Origin of the sequence: Arthrobacter sp. efr-133-TYG-118 (assembly GCF_030209755.1) — a bacterium.
Taxonomy (GTDB): Bacteria; Actinomycetota; Actinomycetes; order Actinomycetales; family Micrococcaceae; genus Arthrobacter.
On the sequence record NZ_JARVRH010000001.1, the window covers coordinates 105280 to 123547 of the forward strand.

The 18268-nt window shown below is 64.3% G+C and carries 20 protein-coding genes; 8 read left to right on the plus strand and 12 right to left on the minus strand.

The window, feature by feature from the left end:
* Nucleotides 1–9: 9 nt before the first annotated feature.
* Both QRN59_RS00535 and QRN59_RS00540 read left to right on the plus strand, forming a co-directional pair.
* Nucleotides 10–711, plus strand: a complete 702-nt coding sequence (locus QRN59_RS00535; RefSeq protein WP_284980588.1) for a FadR/GntR family transcriptional regulator — start codon at nucleotides 10–12, stop codon at nucleotides 709–711.
* A 316-nt stretch (nucleotides 712–1027) separates the two neighbouring features.
* Complete coding sequence (locus QRN59_RS00540; protein ID WP_059388369.1) at nucleotides 1028–1237, plus strand: dodecin; 210 nt, start codon at nucleotides 1028–1030, stop codon at nucleotides 1235–1237.
* Between the two features lie 82 nt (nucleotides 1238–1319).
* Here the strand turns inward: QRN59_RS00540 and QRN59_RS00545 are convergent, their stop codons facing one another.
* From QRN59_RS00545 to QRN59_RS00555, 3 genes are all read right to left on the minus strand, one after another.
* Nucleotides 1320–1592, minus strand: a complete 273-nt coding sequence (locus QRN59_RS00545; RefSeq protein ID WP_284980589.1) for a hypothetical protein — start codon at nucleotides 1590–1592, stop codon at nucleotides 1320–1322.
* A complete protein-coding gene (locus QRN59_RS00550) occupies nucleotides 1589–1795 on the minus strand; it encodes a hypothetical protein (RefSeq protein ID WP_284980590.1) in 207 nt (68 codons plus the stop codon). The genes QRN59_RS00545 and QRN59_RS00550 overlap by 4 nt, the downstream gene beginning before the upstream one ends.
* A 145-nt stretch (nucleotides 1796–1940) precedes the next feature.
* Nucleotides 1941–2846, minus strand: coding sequence for a helix-turn-helix transcriptional regulator (locus QRN59_RS00555; protein ID WP_284980591.1), 906 nt, complete (start codon nucleotides 2844–2846; stop codon nucleotides 1941–1943).
* 164 nt (nucleotides 2847–3010) lie between these two features.
* Here QRN59_RS00555 and QRN59_RS00560 point away from each other — a divergent pair, with 164 nt between their 5' ends.
* From QRN59_RS00560 to QRN59_RS00580, 5 genes are read left to right on the plus strand one after another with little or no spacing between them, the layout of a single operon-like run.
* Nucleotides 3011–3856: an aldo/keto reductase gene (locus QRN59_RS00560; protein ID WP_284980592.1), complete on the plus strand. Its 846-nt coding sequence runs from the start codon at nucleotides 3011–3013 to the stop codon at nucleotides 3854–3856.
* Between the two features lie 29 nt (nucleotides 3857–3885).
* A complete protein-coding gene (locus QRN59_RS00565; protein WP_284980593.1) occupies nucleotides 3886–4857 on the plus strand; it encodes an aldo/keto reductase in 972 nt (323 codons plus the stop codon).
* Nucleotides 4851–5858 carry an SDR family oxidoreductase gene (locus QRN59_RS00570; protein WP_284980594.1) on the plus strand — a complete coding sequence of 336 codons (1008 nt, stop codon included), beginning with the start codon at nucleotides 4851–4853 and terminating at the stop codon, nucleotides 5856–5858. The genes QRN59_RS00565 and QRN59_RS00570 overlap by 7 nt, the downstream gene beginning before the upstream one ends.
* Before the next feature lie 19 nt (nucleotides 5859–5877).
* On the plus strand, nucleotides 5878–6708 hold the full coding sequence (locus QRN59_RS00575; protein ID WP_284980595.1) for an aldo/keto reductase: 831 nt from the start codon (nucleotides 5878–5880) through the stop codon (nucleotides 6706–6708).
* A gap of 32 nt (nucleotides 6709–6740) precedes the next feature.
* Complete coding sequence (locus QRN59_RS00580; RefSeq protein WP_284980596.1) at nucleotides 6741–7811, plus strand: lactonase family protein; 1071 nt, start codon at nucleotides 6741–6743, stop codon at nucleotides 7809–7811.
* A gap of 75 nt (nucleotides 7812–7886) precedes the next feature.
* Here QRN59_RS00580 and malQ read toward each other — a convergent pair whose 3' ends face one another.
* Complete coding sequence (gene malQ, locus QRN59_RS00585; RefSeq protein WP_502871001.1) at nucleotides 7887–10106, minus strand: 4-alpha-glucanotransferase; 2220 nt, start codon at nucleotides 10104–10106, stop codon at nucleotides 7887–7889.
* Between the two features lie 323 nt (nucleotides 10107–10429).
* On the opposite strand from malQ, the gene QRN59_RS00590 reads away from it, so the two are divergent.
* Entirely contained in the window at nucleotides 10430–11458 is a 1029-nt protein-coding gene (locus QRN59_RS00590) for a PHP domain-containing protein (protein WP_284980597.1), read from the plus strand.
* 163 nt (nucleotides 11459–11621) lie between these two features.
* On the opposite strand, the gene QRN59_RS00595 is transcribed toward QRN59_RS00590, so the two are convergent.
* The 8 genes from QRN59_RS00595 to QRN59_RS00630 all read right to left on the minus strand — a co-directional run bounded on the left by QRN59_RS00595 (nucleotide 11622) and on the right by QRN59_RS00630 (nucleotide 18068).
* Nucleotides 11622–12623: a HoxN/HupN/NixA family nickel/cobalt transporter gene (locus QRN59_RS00595; protein ID WP_284980598.1), complete on the minus strand. Its 1002-nt coding sequence runs from the start codon at nucleotides 12621–12623 to the stop codon at nucleotides 11622–11624.
* A 51-nt stretch (nucleotides 12624–12674) separates the two neighbouring features.
* Entirely contained in the window at nucleotides 12675–13505 is an 831-nt protein-coding gene (locus QRN59_RS00600) for an urease accessory protein UreD (RefSeq protein ID WP_284980600.1), read from the minus strand.
* Between the two features lie 203 nt (nucleotides 13506–13708).
* On the minus strand, nucleotides 13709–14326 hold the full coding sequence (gene ureG / locus QRN59_RS00605) for an urease accessory protein UreG (RefSeq protein WP_284980601.1): 618 nt from the start codon (nucleotides 14324–14326) through the stop codon (nucleotides 13709–13711).
* A 16-nt stretch (nucleotides 14327–14342) separates the two neighbouring features.
* Nucleotides 14343–15011 (minus strand): urease accessory protein UreF, encoded by a 669-nt coding sequence (locus QRN59_RS00610; RefSeq protein WP_284980602.1) that lies wholly within the window; start codon nucleotides 15009–15011, stop codon nucleotides 14343–14345.
* Between the two features lie 57 nt (nucleotides 15012–15068).
* Entirely contained in the window at nucleotides 15069–15548 is a 480-nt protein-coding gene (gene ureE, locus QRN59_RS00615; protein ID WP_284980603.1) for an urease accessory protein UreE, read from the minus strand.
* A 19-nt stretch (nucleotides 15549–15567) separates the two neighbouring features.
* A complete protein-coding gene (gene ureC / locus QRN59_RS00620; protein ID WP_284980604.1) occupies nucleotides 15568–17352 on the minus strand; it encodes an urease subunit alpha in 1785 nt (594 codons plus the stop codon).
* The gene (locus QRN59_RS00625) at nucleotides 17349–17756 is read right to left on the minus strand and encodes an urease subunit beta (protein WP_284980605.1); all 408 of its coding nucleotides are present in this window, start codon (nucleotides 17754–17756) and stop codon (nucleotides 17349–17351) included. Before QRN59_RS00625 ends, ureC begins: the two co-directional genes overlap by 4 nt.
* A 9-nt stretch (nucleotides 17757–17765) precedes the next feature.
* Nucleotides 17766–18068, minus strand: a complete 303-nt coding sequence (locus QRN59_RS00630; protein WP_078106942.1) for an urease subunit gamma — start codon at nucleotides 18066–18068, stop codon at nucleotides 17766–17768.
* Nucleotides 18069–18268 lie beyond the last annotated feature (200 nt).

Sequence of the window (18268 nt, forward strand, 5' to 3'; positions counted from 1 at the left end):
TGGAGCACCATGGCACGCAAGTCGCTGGTCGGCGTCGTCGCTGACGAGCTGCTGGACCGCATCGTCGCGGGCGAATTTCCGCCGGGAACAGTGGTTCCCGGCGAACTCGAGCTGAGCGCCAAGCACGAAGTCAGCCGCATGACCGTCCGCGAGGCCATGAAGACCCTCGAAGCCCAGCGAATCCTCAGCGTGGAACGCGGCCGGGGAACATTCGTCAACCCGCTGAACCGCTGGGCGTCCCTCGAAGCTGTATTGCGTGCGGCTTCGGAGGGAAAGAACGACGCAGCGGCGTCCGTCCAACTCATCGAGCTGCGCCGCATGCTCGAGACCGGCGCCTGCGAACTCGCCGCGTCACGGGTCTCCCCCGAGGAGATCGACCAACTGCAGGTTTACGTGTCCGCCATGCAGAAAGCCCACGATTCCAATGATGTGAGCGCGTTCGTCGAAGCGGATCTGGGCTTCCACGACGTCATCCTGCACGCCTCCGGCAACGTCTTTGTGGCTGTGCTCTTCGAACCGCTGCACCGCGTCCTGGAAACCCGGCGCACCCAGACCTCGCAAATCCCCGATATCCAGCGGCACGCGATCGGACATCACCGGGCCATCCTGAAAGCCCTCGAAGCCGGCGACGCCCCCCGTGCCCGCGAGGCCATGGACGCGCACATGCAGCAGACCCTCGACGATCTCAGGACGTACGTCCTCGAGGCCTAGCTCCCGGTCCCCGCTCCCCCGGACCCTCGCTCACCTATACGGGCCGGTCCAGGGACCCTCGCTCACCTATACGGGCCAATCCAGGGACCCTCGCTCACCTATTCGGGCAATTTCCCAAACGCCCGCTCAGATCATCTGCAGTAGGGTTCCGCCATTTGGCCTCATAGGTGAGCGGGCGATCGACCAAGAAGCACCATAGGTGAGCGGGCGTCGGCGGGGATCAGACCCTGTTCCCCAGGCCCTGCGTCGGCTAGTCTGCTTTCACGGCCTGCCAGGCCCGCAGTTCAGGCATCAAGGACGATCATGAGGAGCAAGAATGGCTGACCACACATATAGCGTTTCCGAAATTGTTGGAACTTCGTCCGAGGGCGTCGACGCCGCCATCAGGAACGGGATTGCGGCAGCTAGCCAGACCCTTCGGAACCTCGACTGGTTCGAGGTCAAGGAAATCCGCGGCCACCTCAGCGAGGGCGCCGTTGCCGACTGGCAGGTAACCATCAAGCTCGGATTCCGCCTGGAGCGTTAACAAGCCCTCAATACCCCGAAACCGACGATGGCCGTCAGCCTTTCTGTGGAAAGGCTGACGGCCATCAGTTGCGAGGCTGGACTCACCCGCGGGTCCAGACTTGGACGGGGTCACCGCCACAGAGGAGTCGCCGGCCACGGCCGGCAAATTCGATCCACAGGAATTCGTGGTCTGAGGAAACTTCGTCCACAAGGCCGGCGTCGAAGCCCCATTTGTCCTCGTGGATCCAGACAGTTTCGCCGCGGCTGAGTTCCGACCATTTCGACGGCGGCAGGCGAAGTGCCGCTCCAGCCGGCCGTTGGGCCGACGTCGTGAAGTGGCTTGGGCCCCACACGCCTAAGGTTTCAGGACTCATCGGGACTCAGCGAGCAGGTACTGGCGGCGCCAGACTGTTGCCGCGCCGTTGTGGGACGGGAAGACGTGGCCTTCGAAGAATGTGCGCACCACATCGGGTTCGCCTTCAGGGCTCCATTGACCAGACGCCGGGCAATGCGAACCCGTGGATCCCGCGGACCCCGCGGTGGTTGCCCGCTCCCTCAGCAGCGCGATGCGTTTCATCGTTGAATTCCATCCTTGATATGCGAAAAGGTCTGGATTCAGCGTAAACGCGATTCAAAAGCCGCCCAATGGGCACATAGACAAAATCACGCCGATTCACTATGCAGCAGCACAGTGACGTAGGGCACTTTTGGCTGAAACTCGTTCAGCTTTCGTCCATTGCATGACGCTCGGACAACTCCGGGCTCGTCGTCGTCGTTTCCGCGCCAAACGCCGTTCCCGCACCATAGCTGCCGAGCAACTTCAGGGCATCGTCCGACGGCGAACCCGCCTTCGCGGAGTAGACCCGCAAGACTTGGTCCGGGTCCTCCGGCAGGGCTAGATTCTCGAAGTTCAGTTCCACGTCCCCCACGGCGGGGTGGTGCAGGCGCACAGTTCCGGCTGAACGCGCGGCTACTCGATGCCCGGCCCACCATTGGCGGAAGTGTTCGCTGTTTACGGCGAGTTCGCCCACGAGCTGGTTGGCTTGGGGATCGTCGGGGTGCCGCCCGGTATCCGCACGCAGGGAGCCGGCGGCTTCTGCGGCTACCGTCTTCCAGTCCCGGAACAGTTCGCGTGCCTTAGGGTCCAGGATCAGCCAGCGCGTGAGGTTTCGCTCGGCGGGAGGCATGGACGGGAAGTCGGCAAACAGCAGGACCGCCATGCGGTTGGCTCCGAGCACGTCACTGCGCCGGCCAAGCAGGAGCGCCGGAACGTCGCCCACAGCGTCCAGAAGTTGGCGCAAGGCCGGCCGCACCCGCGGCGTGGGAGTCGGTGCTTTGGCGCTCGACGCGCAGTGCTCTAGGAGATCCATCATGTGGGTGTGCTCGCTTGAGTCCAGGCGAAGTGCCCGCGACACCGATTCAAGGACCGCCCGGGACGGATGGATATGGCGGCCCTGTTCGAGGCGTGTGTAGTAGTCGGTGCTGACATCGGCCAAACGGGCAATCTCTTCCCTGCGCAGCCCTGGAACGCGGCGCGCGCCGGACGCTTCCGGCAATCCTGCGTCCTCCGGCGACATCCGGGCACGCATGGCTTTGAGGAATTTTCCGAACTCGGCGCTTTGTCCCATGTCCCCATTCTTCCCTCCCTAGGAGCCTGTTTCTACGGCCAAGGTAGGACTGCGAGTCCTAGGAAAAACAGGGGGCGTCAAAACTGCTGATTGTTGTACCGAAAGTGCATAGGCTCGAAAAAGCCAGTCAGGCAATCCACCCACCAGCGACGAAAGGGCCGGACATGTCCAACGCTCAGAATTCAACCGTTCCCGGGCTCGTCCTGAACAACGCGGTCACCATCCCCCAGCTCGGCTTCGGCGTCTTCCAGGTCCCACCTGCCGAGACCCAGAAAGCCGTCGAGGACGCACTTGAAGCCGGGTACCGGCATATCGACACCGCCGCGGCGTACCGGAACGAATCCGGCGTCGGCGCAGCAATCAGGGCTTCCGGCATCACCCGGGAAGAACTCTTTATCACCACCAAACTCCGCAACGGCGAACAGGGCCGGGCAGCGTCAGCGTTCAACCAGAGCTGCCGCGAACTCGGCCTCGACGTCATCGACCTCTACCTGATCCACTGGCCCGTGCCGTCCCAGGGCCTGTTCGTCGACGCGTGGAAGGCCCTGGAAAACATCCATGCCGACGGCGGCGCCCGGGCAATCGGCGTCTCCAACTTCCTGCCGGCCCACCTCGATACGCTCCTCGCGTCGGCCGACGTCGTTCCCGCCGTCAACCAGATCGAACTGCATCCCACCTTCCAGCAGCGGGAGCTGGCGGCGAAGAGCCGCTCGCACGGGATCGCCGTCGAGGCCTACAGCCCGCTGGGCCAGGGAGCGGACCTGGGGTCGGCCACGGTCACCGAACTTGCCGAAAAGCACGATGCCACCCCGGCACAGATCGTCCTGGCCTGGCACCTGGGAATCGGCAACATCGTCATCCCCAAGTCCGTCCACCCGGAACGGATCCGCCAGAACCTCGCGGCGGCGTCGTTGCAGCTCACCCCGGACGAACTGGCAGCCATCAGCGCGCTCGACGCCGGTGCCCGCCTCGGCGCCGACCCCGCCGTCGCGTCCTTCAGCCAGATGTAGAAACCACCACAGCGTAAGGAACCCAAACCATGCAGTACACCCACTTGGGCCGCTCAGGCCTCAGCGTCTCCCGCTTGTGCCTCGGAACAATGAACTTCGGCCCGCAGACGGAGGAATCCGCAGCGCACTCCATCATGGATTCCGCACTGGATGCCGGCATCAACTTTTTCGATACCGCCAACGTCTACGGCGGCCACGACAACCGGGGCTGGACCGAGGAAATCCTGGGCCGCTGGTTCGCCAAGGGCGGCGAACGCCGGGAACGCGTCGTCCTGGCCACCAAGCTCTACGGAACCATGACGGAACGCCCCAACGAGTCCAAGCTCTCCGCCCTCAACATCAGGCGCGCCTTGGACGCCAGCCTCAAGCGCCTTCAGACCGACTACATCGACGTCTACCAGTTCCACCACGTGGACCGGAATACGCCGTGGGACGAGATCTGGCAGGCCATCGAGGTTGCCGTCCAGCAGGGCAAGATCCTGTATTCCGGAAGCAGTAACTTCGCTGGCTGGCACATCGCCCAGGCCCAGGAGGCCGCCGCGCGGCGCAACTACAACGGACTGGTGAGCGAGCAGTCCATCTACAACCTGCTCACCCGCAACGTCGAACTGGAGGTCATCCCGGCGGCCCGGCAGTACGGCCTCGGGCTGATCCCGTGGTCGCCGCTTCACGGCGGCCTTCTGGGCGGCGTCCTGAAGAAAGAGCGCGACGGCGTCCGTCGCGTTGAGGGCCGCGCGGCCGAGACCCTGAAGAACCACGAAGACCAGATCCGCCAGTACGAGGACCTCGCCGACGACCTTGGCCACGAGCCCGGTGATGTGGCCTTGGCCTGGTTGCTGCACCAGCCGGCAGTGACCGCACCGATCGTGGGTCCGCGCACGCAGGAGCAGTTGGACGCTGCCATCAGGGCATTGGATGTCACCCTTGACGCCGATGCCCTCAAGCGCCTCGACGACATCTTCCCGGGCCACCGGACCGCGCCGGAGGACTACGCGTGGTGACTTCGGCACCCTTGCGCCTGCTGTTCATTGGCGGGACCGGGACCATCAGCGCGGCGGCGGCGGAGCGCGCCGTCGCGCTGGGTCACCGGCTCACCGTGCTCAACCGCGGACTGAGCTCGGAAAGGCCGGCCCCTCCGGGCACGGAACTGCTCCAGGCAGATATCCGCAACGCCGCCGAGGTCGCGGAGGTGCTGAACGGTCGCGAGTTCGACGTCGTCGCGGACTTCATCTCTTTCACGCCGGAGCATGTGTCTGCCGCGGTGGAGCTGTTCGGCGGCCGGACCGGTCAGTACGTGTTCATTAGTTCGGCTTCGGCCTACCAGAAGCCACCCGCACACCTGCCGATCCTTGAGTCGACCCCGTTAAGGAACCCGTTCTGGAAGTACTCCCAGGACAAGATCGCGTGCGAAGACCTTCTCACCCGGGCCTATCGGGAAGAGGGTTTTCCCGTCACCATCGTTCGGCCGTCGCATACCTATGACCGCACGCGGATCGCCCTTCTGGGCGGCTGGACGGACATCCATCGGATGCGGGAAGGCCTGCCTGTGATAGTCCACGGCGACGGCACCTCGCTGTGGACCCTCACCCATGCGGATGATTTTGCCGTCGCTTTCGTTGGCCTCCTCGGCCGGCCGCAGGCCGTGGGCGAAAGCTATACCATCACCTCGGACGAAGCGCTCCCGTGGGACCAGGTCTACCGGCTCTTCGCCACGGCGGCAGGAGTGCCGGAACCCGAACTGGTGCACGTCGCCTCGGAGACCATCGCTGCGCACTCCCCGGAGCTTGGTCCCGGGCTTCTCGGGGACAGGTCCCACTCCGTGGTCTTCGACAACACCAAGATCAAGACGCTGGTTCCCTGGTATCGGGCAGAAATTCCTTTCGCGGCGGGCGCACGGGAGATCGTCCGGTGGCATGATGAACATCCAGGCATCAAGCACGTGGACCAGGACTTCATGAAACTCAGCGATCAACTGGTCCAATGGGCACGGAGGCCGATCTAGCAACCGAAAGGACAGGACCATGGCACTTGCTCCGACCGTCAGGCTCAATGACGGTAATGCCATTCCGCAGATCGGCCTCGGAACCTGGCCGCTCGACGACGCCCAGGTCGCCACGGCGGTGGTATCCGCCGTCGAGCTTGGCTACCGGCACGTCGACACGGCGTACCGCTACGGTAACGAGGCCGGCGTCGGGCAGGGAGTGCGGGACTGCGGGATCCCGCGCGAGGAACTGTTCATCACCACCAAACTGGACGGCACCCACCAGGGCCGCGATCGCGCCGTCGAGGGGCTTGAGGGCTCCCTCAGTCGCCTCGGGCTGGACTACGTGGACCTCTTGTTGATCCATTGGCCGCTCCCCCAACGGAATGAATTCGTGTCCACTTGGGAGACTTTCGAGCGGCTCCAGGCTGAGGGGAAAGTGCGCTCAATCGGCGTGTCCAACTTCAAGCCCTCGCACCTCGAACGGCTTCTCGAGGAAACCTCGGTGGTGCCCGCCGTCAACCAAATCCAGATCTCACCGTCCATCACGCGGATCGATGAGCGGGCCTTCAACGGCAACCATGGCATCGCCACGGAATCGTATAGTCCGTTGGGGGCCGGTCGCGATCTCCTGAATGCCCCGGTGTTGGCCGCGATCGGGAAGAAACACGGAAAGACTCCGGGTCAGGTGGTGCTGCGCTGGCACGTCCAGGAGGGGCTCGTGGCCATCCCGAAGTCCGCCAATCCGCTGCGCATGAAGGAAAACCTGGACGTATTCGACTTCGTTTTGGACCACGACGACCTGTCCGCGATCGCCACCTTGGACGCGGGTGCCGACGCCGGCGTCGACTCGGATGTACAAGGCCACTGAGGCAGCATTCCATCACCAACACTGAGGACGGCATGGCAGAAAACATCGAGGGAACGCTCATTTGGACAGGTGCGTACACCGCGGACAGCGACGGGCACGGAACGGGCATAGGCGCAGTTGCGGCGCGTGAAGATGGCAGCCTTGCTTGGCTGGGCACCGCCGTCGAAGCGCCGTCGCCGTCGTTCCTTGCCGTGCACCCCACCCTGCCGGTGGTCTATGCCGTAGCCGAGGCCGCGCAGACGGTCCGGGCGTACCGGAGGACCGGGCCGTTCGGCCTTGAACCCTTGGGCGAGGCCTGGCCGGCCGGAGCTGCTGCCTGCCACGTCGCCGTCGACCCTTCCGCGCGCTTCATCGTGGTCGCCTGTTGGGGCGACGGCAACGTGCTGCTGTACGGGATCGACGACGGCGGTGGCATCACCTCGCGCTTTGCCGCGCCGCCGGCGAAAGACCCGCACGCCAGCGTCGACGGCGGCATCGACATCGCCACGGGCGGCCCGCGGGTGAGCCGCGCCCACGCCAGCCTCATGCTTGAGGACGGCCGGATCATGACCACCGACCTCGGCTTCGACCTCGTGCGGGTGTGGAACTATTTCCCCGACACTGGCCTGCTTCCCGACCACCAAGTCGCACTCCCCATGGGCAGTGGCCCTCGGCACTTGGTCCAGCACCCCTCTGCCGACGCCGTCTTCGTGGTGACCGAGTACTCCATCGAAGTGGTGGTGCTCCTGCCCGGCGCGGACGGCCGCTTTGTGCTCCACCGCCGCGGTCCCGCGACGTTGGGTGGCGCAGCCGACGGCGATGCAGCCGCCGAAATCGCACTGTCGCCGAACAATCGCTTCGTCTACTCGGGCATCCGGGGCTCCAACCGGATCTCGGTACTGGCCGTCGAAGGCAGCGGAACCCGGCTCCGTCCCGTGGCTGATGTCCCCAGCGGAGGAGACTGGCCCCGCCACCACCTTGTCCGCGACGGCTGGCTCCACGTCGCGCACGAGCGTTCCAACCAAGTCACCACGTTCGCGCTGGATCCTGCCACCGGCATCCCGGGCGAAGTCTTCGACCAGCTGAACGCGGGTTCCCCCACCGCGTTGGTCGTTGCTCCCTGAGAGGCTGATCGATGCGTGAGATCTCGGCCCTTTCGCGACCCCAAAGAGGCGAGATCTCACGCCTCGATGCGGCGCCTAACCCCGCACGGCCTCGTCCACAGCAGCGAGCAAGGAGTTGAACCGCGGGTTCTCGTCCAGGTCATCGATGAGTACGGCACGGCCGCGTTCGTCGGCTAGTGGCACTTGCCAGTTGGGGTAGACCTCCGAGGTCGTACCGGGCTGGTTCTGCACCCTCCGCTCCCCCACGGCGTCCACCAGCGCAACGCCCAGCAGGACCGATGGCGCAAGGGCCAGCAGCCGGTGCAGCGCCTCAATGACCTGCTCCTCGCCAAGCTCCTGGCTGCCGCGGTCGAATGTGGCAGTGTCGAATCCGGCAGGCAACAGGCCCCGTTCCCGCAGCAACCCCATCATCTTGTCCAGGCTGGCCTCGTGCTCGGCCCGCTCCTCGGCCACGCTTCGTTCAAGCAAGCCCAGTTGACTCCGGAGTTCCACGTGATCGCCGGCTAGGTACCCGGCGGTCGGGGGGAGGTCGTGGGTGTTGACGCTGGCAAGGGCCTGCGTTCGGTAACGTTCGGGCGGCAGAGGCGAGTCGCCGTCGTACTCGAACCAGAGGATCGACGTGCCCAGGATGCCGCGGGCCGCGAGATAGTCCCGCACCCACGGTTCGAAGACGCCCAGGTCTTCGCCGATGACCACCGCGCCCGCGCGGTGCGCTTCCAGAGCGAGGATGCCGATGAGGGCCTCGTGGTCGTAGCGGACATAGGCGCCGTCGCGAGCGGAGTTGCCGGCGGGCACCCACCACAAACGGAACAGCCCCAAGATGTGGTCCACACGAATTCCGCCGGCATGGCGAAGGACGGTGGAGAGCATCGCACGCAACGGCGCGTAGCCCGCCTCGGCCAAACGGACCGGGTGCCACGGCGGCTGGTTCCAGTTCTGGCCGAGCTGGTTGTACATGTCCGGAGGGGCGCCCACGCTGACACCCGGCGCGAAGCTGCTGCGCAGGGTCCAGGCGTCGGCGCTGCTGAGGTCCGCTCCGACGGCGAGATCGTGCACAACTCCCAGCCGCATGCCGGAACGCTTCGCGGCGGCCTGGGCTGACTCGAGCTGCTCATCGCAGATCCACTGAAGCCAACGGTGGAACCCAATCCGATCGGCCAATGTCTGCCGCATCGATTCAATCTTGGGCGAACCGAGGGTGGCCGCCGGGTCCTGCCAGAAGGGGTCCTCCGGCGACCGGTCTTCGCGCATGGCGCACCAAAGGGCGAAATCGTCCAAGCCTGGGCCGGACTCACGGCAGAATTCCTCGAAGGCGCGCTGCCGGGCCGGAGAAAGCTTGACCGTGTGAAGGAGTTCCAGGGCAGCGAGTTTGGCGGCGAAGATCTGGTCCCGGTCCAGCCGTTCCGCGTCCTTGTTGAGTGCGTGGACGTGATCCAGCAGCCGGTCCACCGCGGCCCGCTTCCGGGGCTTGACATATGCCAATTCGGGAATTTCTTCAATGCGAATATAAATGGGGTTGAAGAACCGCCTGGTGGACGGAGAATACGGCGACGCTTGAACCGGAGGCACAGGATCCGCGGCGTGCAGCGGATTCACCAGGACATAGTCAGCGCCGCGGGCGCCGGCCAACGACGCCAAATCGGCCAGGTCCGCGAAATCCCCGATACCCCATGAGCGCTTGGAGCGCACGGAGTACAGCTGCGTTGCGAGTCCCCAGCCACGCCGTTCTTCGAGCTGTGCCGCGGTCTGCAAGTTTGCTGGAACCACGGCGAGCACCGCGGTGGCCGTCACGCCGTTGGACTCGGCCGTGAGCGAGTGCCAGCCGAGTGGCAAACCGGCCGGCACCTCAAAGGTGGCACGGCCTGTGGGCACTCCCTCCACGTCGCGCGGCGGCGCCCAGTCCTCCTGCTGGGTGGCAGCGAGTTCCGTTCCGTCCTCGAGCGAGATCGACAGGCGGGCCGGCGAACCGTCGCGGACGTGCACATGAACCGTCGCCGTCGTTCCCTCCTGGACGACGACGGCGGGCGGCAGCATCCGTCGCCACGGCGCCACTTCCACGTCCGCGAGGGCCGCCTCGATCTGCTCGTCGGAATGGGCGGCCACTCCCAGTGCGCCCAGCACCTGGACCAGCGTGGTGGGTGAAACGTCGTGTTGCAGCCCGTCCCAGCCATGGAACGAGGTCCCGACCCCATGAGCGTCCGCGAGCCGGTGAAGCAGGTCCTCGTCAATGGCGGTGTTCGGGGCGGGTGGCATCGCCGTGGGGTCGGTGGCGTGCTGGATGGGAGTGTTGGTCATGTCCGCCTCGTCTGCGATGTGATTCGTCCGAAGGTGCATACCGCCCCGCGTGCAACTCGAGCGAGGCAACTGGTTCCGATTATTGCAGGGCGGTGGGGGCAGTCGCAGTTATTCCGACAGCATGACGCCCCAACCCGAAACCCTCGCTCACATATACGCCCCCAACCCGAAACGCTCGCTCACATCATGTGAGCGAGCGTCTGTCGTGGAACCGACATATCTGAGCGAGCGTCGGAAAATCCAAACCCTCGCTCACAAACAATCGCCAAAACCCAAACCCTCGCTCACATACGTCTGGGCGCGGCGTGGTACATGATTGAGCTATGGACGCCGTAGACGCGCTCAACGAAACCGCCTTCTGGCTGGAACGGGAACTCGCGGACGGCTTCAAGGTCCAGGCGTTCCGCCGCGCTGCGGGCATCATCGCCGGACTGAGCCAAGAGGAACTGGCTGCACGAGTCATGGATGGCCGCCTCAAGCGAACCAAGGGAATCGGCAGCCGGACCTTCGATGTGATCAGCCAGGCCCTGGGCGGCGCCGTTCCGGACTACCTAGAGAACCTCCGCCGTCGTGGGGCCGAACCCTTGGTCAACGGTGGGCACGAGCTAAACGCCGAGCTCCGGGGCGATCTGCACAGCCACAGCGACTGGTCGGATGGTGGCTCGCCGATCGAGGTCATGGCCGCCGCGGCTCGTATTCTCGGACGCGAATATGTCGCTTTAACCGATCACTCCCCCAGCCTCACCATCGCCAACGGACTCAGCCCCGAGCGTTTGATGGAGCAACTCACGGTCGTGGATGGGATCAACGAGCGATACGGCCAGGAGCCCGGATTCCGGTTGTTGGCCGGAATCGAGGTGGACATTCTTGAAGACGGCGAGTTGGACCAGTCCGCGGAACTGCTGGGCCAACTCGATGTTGTGGTGGCAAGTGTCCACTCGAAGCTCCGATCCGACAAACGGTCGATGACTCGGCGCATGCTTGCCGCCATCGAAAACCCCCACACGAACGTCCTTGGGCACTGCACCGGCCGCTTGGTCAAAGGATCACGAGGAACACGGCCCCCGTCGGAGTTCGACGCAGAAAAAGTATTCGCGTCGTGCGCAGAACGCTCAGTCGCCGTCGAGATCAACTCGAGGCCCGAACGCCAAGACCCGCCGGACGAATTGATTCGTATTGCCCTCGACGCTGGCTGCCTTTTCAGCATCGACAGTGACGCGCATGCCCCGGGCCAGCTCGATTTCCTGCAATACGGTGCCGAGCGGGCGCAAGCCAACGGCGTACCCGCCGATCGCATCGTTACGACGTGGCCATTGGACCGGCTTCTGGAGTGGCTCCAGCCCAAGCTATAGCCCGCCGTCGCCGCCAACTATTTAATGCCCGACGGCGACTTCCGCACCCAGCGCCGACCCCCGCCGTCGACCCCCGGCGATACAACTGCAGGAGGGTTGACAACTATAGCCTCATAAGAGAGCGAGCGTCGTCGATTTTCCCGCCATAAGAGAGCGAGCGTCGTCAGGGCTTCCCACTGAGCGCCGCGCGGACCCGGAACCGCACGGCCGAGACTGCCCACACGACGGCGAACAGCGCAATCAGCACCAACCCTGCGTCGCCGAGGTCTATCTCGCCCAGCCAGGTGGTGACAGGATCGGTCAGCCCGAGGACAGAGTTGAGGAAGCCGCCCAGCGTGATGACCGAGATGAAGAGCGCCGAAAAGGCCGAAATACCGGTGATGATGGCGTTGAATCCAAGCTTGCGCTGGGGATCGTGGATGGCGGACTTGTACATTCGCATCATGGCCACGCCGTTGACGGAATCGCAGAGCGTCATGGCCGCGGTGAAGGCCAGCGGCAACGCCAGGAGGGCAAGAACCGAAACGCCCGCGAGCGACGCCGCCGTCGTGAGTACCAGCAGCCCGATGGTGGTGGCTGTGTCGAAGCCAAGCCCGAACAAGAAGCCGATCACGTAGATGTTCCGCGGACGCTGGACCTTGGATAGCGGCTTGGCCAAGAGCCGCGCGATGAACCCTTTGGTTTCGAGGTCGTCGACGGCGATCGCGCCGCCCGCCTGGGCGGCGCGATACAGCTGCATCGTGCGGAGGAAGGCAGACCCGTTGAAGATGCCCATGGCCAGGAGGAAGAGCCCGGAGACGCCGCTGCCGATTAGCCCCAGCACGAGGTGTCCGGTGGTGCCGTCCTCCATGAGCTGGCCCACCAGGCTGGCGCCGCCAACCACCATCACACCGGCCAGAACTACCACTGAGCTGTGACCCAGGCTGAAGGCGAAGCCGACGCTCACGGGATCCTTGCGCTGTGCCACGAACTTTCGTGTGGAATTGTCGATCGCGGCGATGTGGTCCCAGTCGTAGCTGTGCTTGATACCGGCCACATATGCCGTCAGCACGAGGCCGAGCGCGATCGGCTGCCCTCCACCGGCGCCACCCACAAGCAGGAGAACGACGGCGGCAAGGTGCAGGAGGACGACCGAACCGAACATGAACGCGAGGCGCGACTTCATCGGGAGATGCTCACGCCGGCGGTACATCGAGGCGAACTCCGAGTGAGGTCATCAGTACTTCCTGAGGTTCAGCGGCGCCCTGCCATACCAGCGTTCGCGCAAAAGGCCGGTACAGGCAGCAAGCAACCGATTCAGTTCCTCGGTGCCGTTCGAGAGGGATCGAAGGACCAGTCCCGTTGTGCCCGCAAGTGTCCGGGTCAACGACAAGCCCGAGTACGCCTCATACCCCGTGGTCAGCCGGTGCAGCTCATCGGCGAGCGCCTGGTCAACCCGCGGATCCACCACAATGAGCGATCCCAGGTGGCTGTACCCCTCCATGAAGCCCATTCCGGTCACATCGCCCAGCGGCGGCCGGATCAGGAGGTTGTCGAGCGCAAGCAGCACCGCGCCGTCGTCGCTCTCCACTTGGATTTCGTTCCGTAGGCGGAGTTCCCGGTACCGGAAGGAGGCGGCGTCCGGCGACCAGCCGGGAGTGATGACTTCCGCCATGATGAGGCTCGACGTCGGATGCACAGTGATGCGCGTATTCTGCCGATAGCTGGCCTCCCGGTAGGCAATGAGCTGGTCGGGAGCCAACTCCAGTTCCGCCCCCTCCCCCAGGCGGATCGTCATCCGCTGCTCGGCAAAGGACCCCGGAGTCCGATAAATCTTCGTGGCCGACTGAGTGGTCAAAAGCAACGACGCCCCGGCCTCGACCTCCACATCCACAACATAGAGATCCGCCCCCAAATACGCCCCGCCCGGATTGACCACGACATAACAAACCTGCCCGGACCCATCCAAGTAGTGCGGCCTCAAAACCCGCAAGGCACCCTGATGAAACTGCTGCACGGCCACGGATCGTCCTGCACGCAAAGCGACCCGCAGGCTGAGCTCGCCCATCGGCGAGTTGCTCGAAGAGGCGGCGAAGCCGGATTTGGGGGCCGCGGCGTGGCGGGCACCGCGGGGGGCCCACTGCTGCGAGGGCCCCGACCAGAGCTTGCGAGGGTTGGGAGCGGCTGGGGACGGGCACGGCCCAAAATCCGGCGGAGCCGCCGGAGGTGACCCATCCGCCGGTGAGAGCTCAGCCGCCGTAGCCGTCGTGCTCATGGCGCTAGGTCGAGCATCAGGACGTCGTGCCGCATCCATGCGATGACCTTGTCGAGCCCTTCGTCGGTTTTGAGGTTTGTAAAGCAGAACGGCTTGTCGCCGCGGAATTCCTTGGAGTCCCGTTCCATGACGGACAAGTCTGCGCCGACGAACGGGGCGAGGTCGGTCTTGTTGATGATGAAGAGGTCCGACTTGATCATGCCTTGGCCGGCTTTGCGGGGGATTTTCTCTCCTTGGGCGACGTCGATGATGTAGATCGAGAAGTCCACGAGTTCGGGGCTGAACGTGGCGGATAGGTTGTCGCCGCCGGATTCCACGAAGATGACCTGCAGGTCGGGGTGCCGTTTCTTGAGTTCCTCGATGGCCGCCGTGTTCATGGAGGTGTCTTCACGGATGGCGGTGTGCGGGCAGCCGCCCGTTTCGACGCCGATGATGCGGTCCTCGGGCAGGATGCCGTTGGCCGCGAGGATTTTAGCGTCTTCGATCGTGTAGATGTCGTTGGTGATGGCGGCCATGGAGATTTCCCGGCTCATGTGGCGGGTCAGGCGCTCAACGAGCTGCGTCTTGCCGGCACCTACCGGGCCGCCGATGCCGATCTTGATGGGTTCAGGCATGTGTCCTCCTATGGTTCTAGCTCATGAACATGCGCGCACGTTGCCATTCGTGCCGCATCTGCGAAATTTCCAGCCCGGGGCTGACGGCTCCGAAGTCGTCCCAGCTGAGGTGCTGGACATGTTCGACGGCGGCAGCGACGTCGTCGTGCGCCTTGCGCAACAGCCGCTGCCCGGAGTTCTGGCCGAGCGGGATGGCGCGCACGGCGTTCTGCGTCAGTGAGGTGACCGCCGCGAAAAGGTAAGCGGCGAGCGCTCCTTCGAACGGCACGCCCAGCGAGCGCGCGACGACGGCGAACGCCAGCGGCTGATGACCGGCAGCCCGGCCCGTGGTCACGAGAGTCCGGTAGGCCTCCAGCGCGGCCGACGGAAAGACTTCGGTCCCGATCTCGATCAGCCGCCCGCCCATTTTGGTACTGGCCTCCCGAACCTGCCGAGGCAAGAGCTGAGCACTCAAATGAGCATCAAGCCCAGCTAAGTCAAAACCCTCATAAAGGAACCGAATAGCCAAGCCGTCGGAATAGGTCAACTGCTGCCCCACAAACGCAGACAGCCAGTTGCCGAATGAGGCTTCATCGCGAACCAACCCGCGATCGATGTACGTCTCAAACCCCAAAGAATGAGCAAACGCCCCGGTAGGCAACGCGGAGTCAGTGAGCTGCTGAAGCGCCAGCTGATAAGAAGTCATGCCACCCCCCTCAAGGCGAGACGACAAAACAGCCAACCCGACCATCGGCCCAGAAGACTAGTGCGTGTGTTCAGCATGGCGGAAAGGCACCGGCATTACGCGTTCCTGGCGCTCGTACGGCACGCCGACGTGTTTGAGGTAGTCCTCGACCGTGTGGTCGTACTGGCACACCATGACTTCGGCCCCGTACTCGGACGCCGCGTCGAAGAACTGGGCCTGCAGGTGCCGGTTGCCGAGGGAGTGCGCCACGACACCCATTTCGTAGATGCTGCGGGCGGCGATGATCAGGACGTCGCTCGGTAGCACGGACACCACGATCAGGTTCGCATCCTCGACGGCGAGGATGTCGCCGTCGCGCAGGTCTCCGGAGCCGGCCGGGAGGCGGATGCCGAGCTCCTTCCCGTGGTCCGTGGTGACGCGTTGGATGCGTTTGACCAGCTGAGCGCTGGGCAGCACGACCTTCTCCTTGTGGAGGCCGGCATACTGTTCGGGATCGGGCAGCTCGTGCAGGTTGCCGAGGATCTTTTCGATGATCATGTGGTTCTCCTCCGGCGGTCTAGAAAAGGAAGTAACGCTGGGCCATGGGCAGCACGTCGGAAGGCTCACAGGTGACGTCTTCGCCGTCGACCGTCACTTTATAGGTTTCGGGGTCGACCGCGATATCGGGCGTTTCCCCGTTGAACTTGAGGTCCGCCTTGCTCAGGTTCCGGATGCCGGACACCGGCCGGATGACGCGTTCCAGGCCAAGCTCCTCCGGGACACCCGCGTCGATGGCTGCCTTGGACAGGAAGGTGATGGAGGACTGCTGCAACGCCTTTCCGTGGGTGGCGAACATCGGGCGCATGGTGCGTGGCTGCGGTGTGGGGATGGAGCCGTTGGAATCGCCCATGAGGGCGTAAGCAATCTGCCCGCCCTTGAGAACCAGTTCCGGCTTCACGCCGAAGAAGGCCGGATTCCAGAGGACGAGGTCGGCGAATTTGCCCACTTCAACCGAGCCGATGGAGTCGGCCATGCCCTGCGCGATCGCCGGGTTGATGGTGTATTTGGAGATGTAGCGCTTGATCCTGAAGTTGTCGCTTTCCCCGCCTAGGCCGTTTGTAGCGCCGTGGCTTGCACCTGACGGGTCCTTGAGCACGCCTCGCTGCCGCTTCATGGCGTCGGCCACTTGCCACGTGCGGATGACGACTTCGCCCACCCGGCCCATGGCCTGGGAATCCGAGGACGTCATGGAGAAGATGCCCAGGTCCTGGAGCACGTCTTCGGCGGCGATGGTTTCGGCCCGGATGCGGGAATCGGCGAACGCCACGTCTTCCGGAATGTCAGGGTTGAGGTGGTGGCACACCATGAGCATGTCCAGGTGCTCTTCGATGGTGTTCCGCGTGTACGGGAGCGTCGGATTCGTGGATGCCGGGAGCACATTGGACAATCCGGCGATCTTGATGATGTCCGGAGCGTGCCCGCCGCCGGCGCCTTCGGTGTGGAAGGTGTGGATGACCCGGCCATCGATGGCCTTGATGGTGTCCTCCACGAATCCGCACTCGTTGAGGGTGTCCGTGTGGATTGCTACCTGCACGTCGTATTCATCGGCTACGCGAAGGGACATGTCGATCGACGACGTCGTGGCGCCCCAGTCCTCGTGGACTTTGAGGCCCACGGCACCTGCGCGGATCTGTTCGGCGAGCGGCTCAAGGGCAGAGGCGTGGCCTTTGCCGAGGAGGCCGATATTGATCGGGAGCCCCTCCGCCGCTTGGAGCATCCGCGAAATGTGCCATTTGCCGGGAGTGATGGTGGTGGCCTTGGTGCCTTCGGCCGGTCCCGTGCCTCCGCCCACCATGGTGGTGATGCCGCTGCACAGTGCCGTGGGGACTTGGTCCGGGGAAATGTAGTGGATGTGGGTGTCCACGCCCCCTGCGGTGAGGATCTTGCCCTCGCCCGCGATCATCTCGGTGCTGGCCCCGATCACGATGTCCACGCCGTCTGCGATCTGCGGATTGCCTGCCTTGCCGATCTTGAAGATGTGCCCGTCTTTGAGCGCCACGTCGGCCTTGTAGATTCCGGTGTAGTCGAGGACCACGACGTTCGAAATGACGGTGTCCGGAACGTCGAGGGTCTGGTCCGAGGCTACGTTGGTCCCAGGCAAACGGCCGTCGCGGGTCACCTGGCCGTTCTGGCCCATGCCGTCGCGGACCACTTTGCCGCCGCCGAACATGACCTCTTCGCCGTAGACGGTGTGGTCCTTCTCGATCTCGAGGAAAAGTTCGGTGTCCGCCAAGCGGATGGAGTCGCCCGTCGTCGGGCCGTAAAGGTCTGCGTACTGCTTGCGCGAAATTTCAAAGCTCACTGGGCTGTTCCTTCCTTGGTGGCTCCGGGCCCTTCTTTGCTGGCTCCGGGCCGTTCGGTGCCGGCGGCAGCGCCGCCGTCGTTCTTTCCCGCGTCCGCATCAAGGGGACCGTTGACGGCGTTCCGGAGGCCGTAGACTTCGCGGCTGCCCGCGATCGCAACGAGTTTGACGGTCTTGGAATCGCCCGGCTCGAAGCGCGCGGCCGTTCCGGCGGGGATGTCCAGGCGGCGGCCGTAAGCTGCTTCGCGATCAAAATCGAGGGCCGGATTCGCCTCGGCAAAGTGGTAGTGAGAACCCACCTGGACGGGGCGGTCGCCACGGTTGACGACGTCGACGGCGATTGCCTCGCGTCCGCTGTTGCAAGCGATGGGCTCTGCTTGGAGACGGTACTCACCGGGAATCATGTTGGCCTCCTAGCGGATCGGGTCGTGGACGGTGACGAGCTTGGTGCCGTCAGGGAAAGTGGCCTCAATCTGGACGTCATGGATCATCTCCGGCACGCCCTCCATCACATCTTCACGGCGAAGCAGAGTGGTCCCGTAGCTCATGAGTTCAGCGACGGTTTTCCCGTCACGGGCGCCCTCAATCAGTTCGTAGCTGATGATCGCCACGGCTTCGGGGAAGTTCAGCTTCAGGCCGCGGGATTGCCGACGGCGGGCGAGGTCGGCCGCGACCACGATCATGAGCTTCTCCTGCTCACGGGGCAAAAGATGCATCGGTTCTCCTTAAAGTTGTGTGCTGCAGAAGCGGACATCAGATCACTCGAGGCTCAGAAAAGCCGAGGACGTCGGGGCAGCTACTACGGTTATAGCGCCAAACGTCAGACATATCCAGTTCGCCCCTTCACTGTCCCTCCCGAACGAATTGTGACCAGCCTAAAGCCTTGAGATTTCGGCAAGGTTTCCGTGCTCCTGCG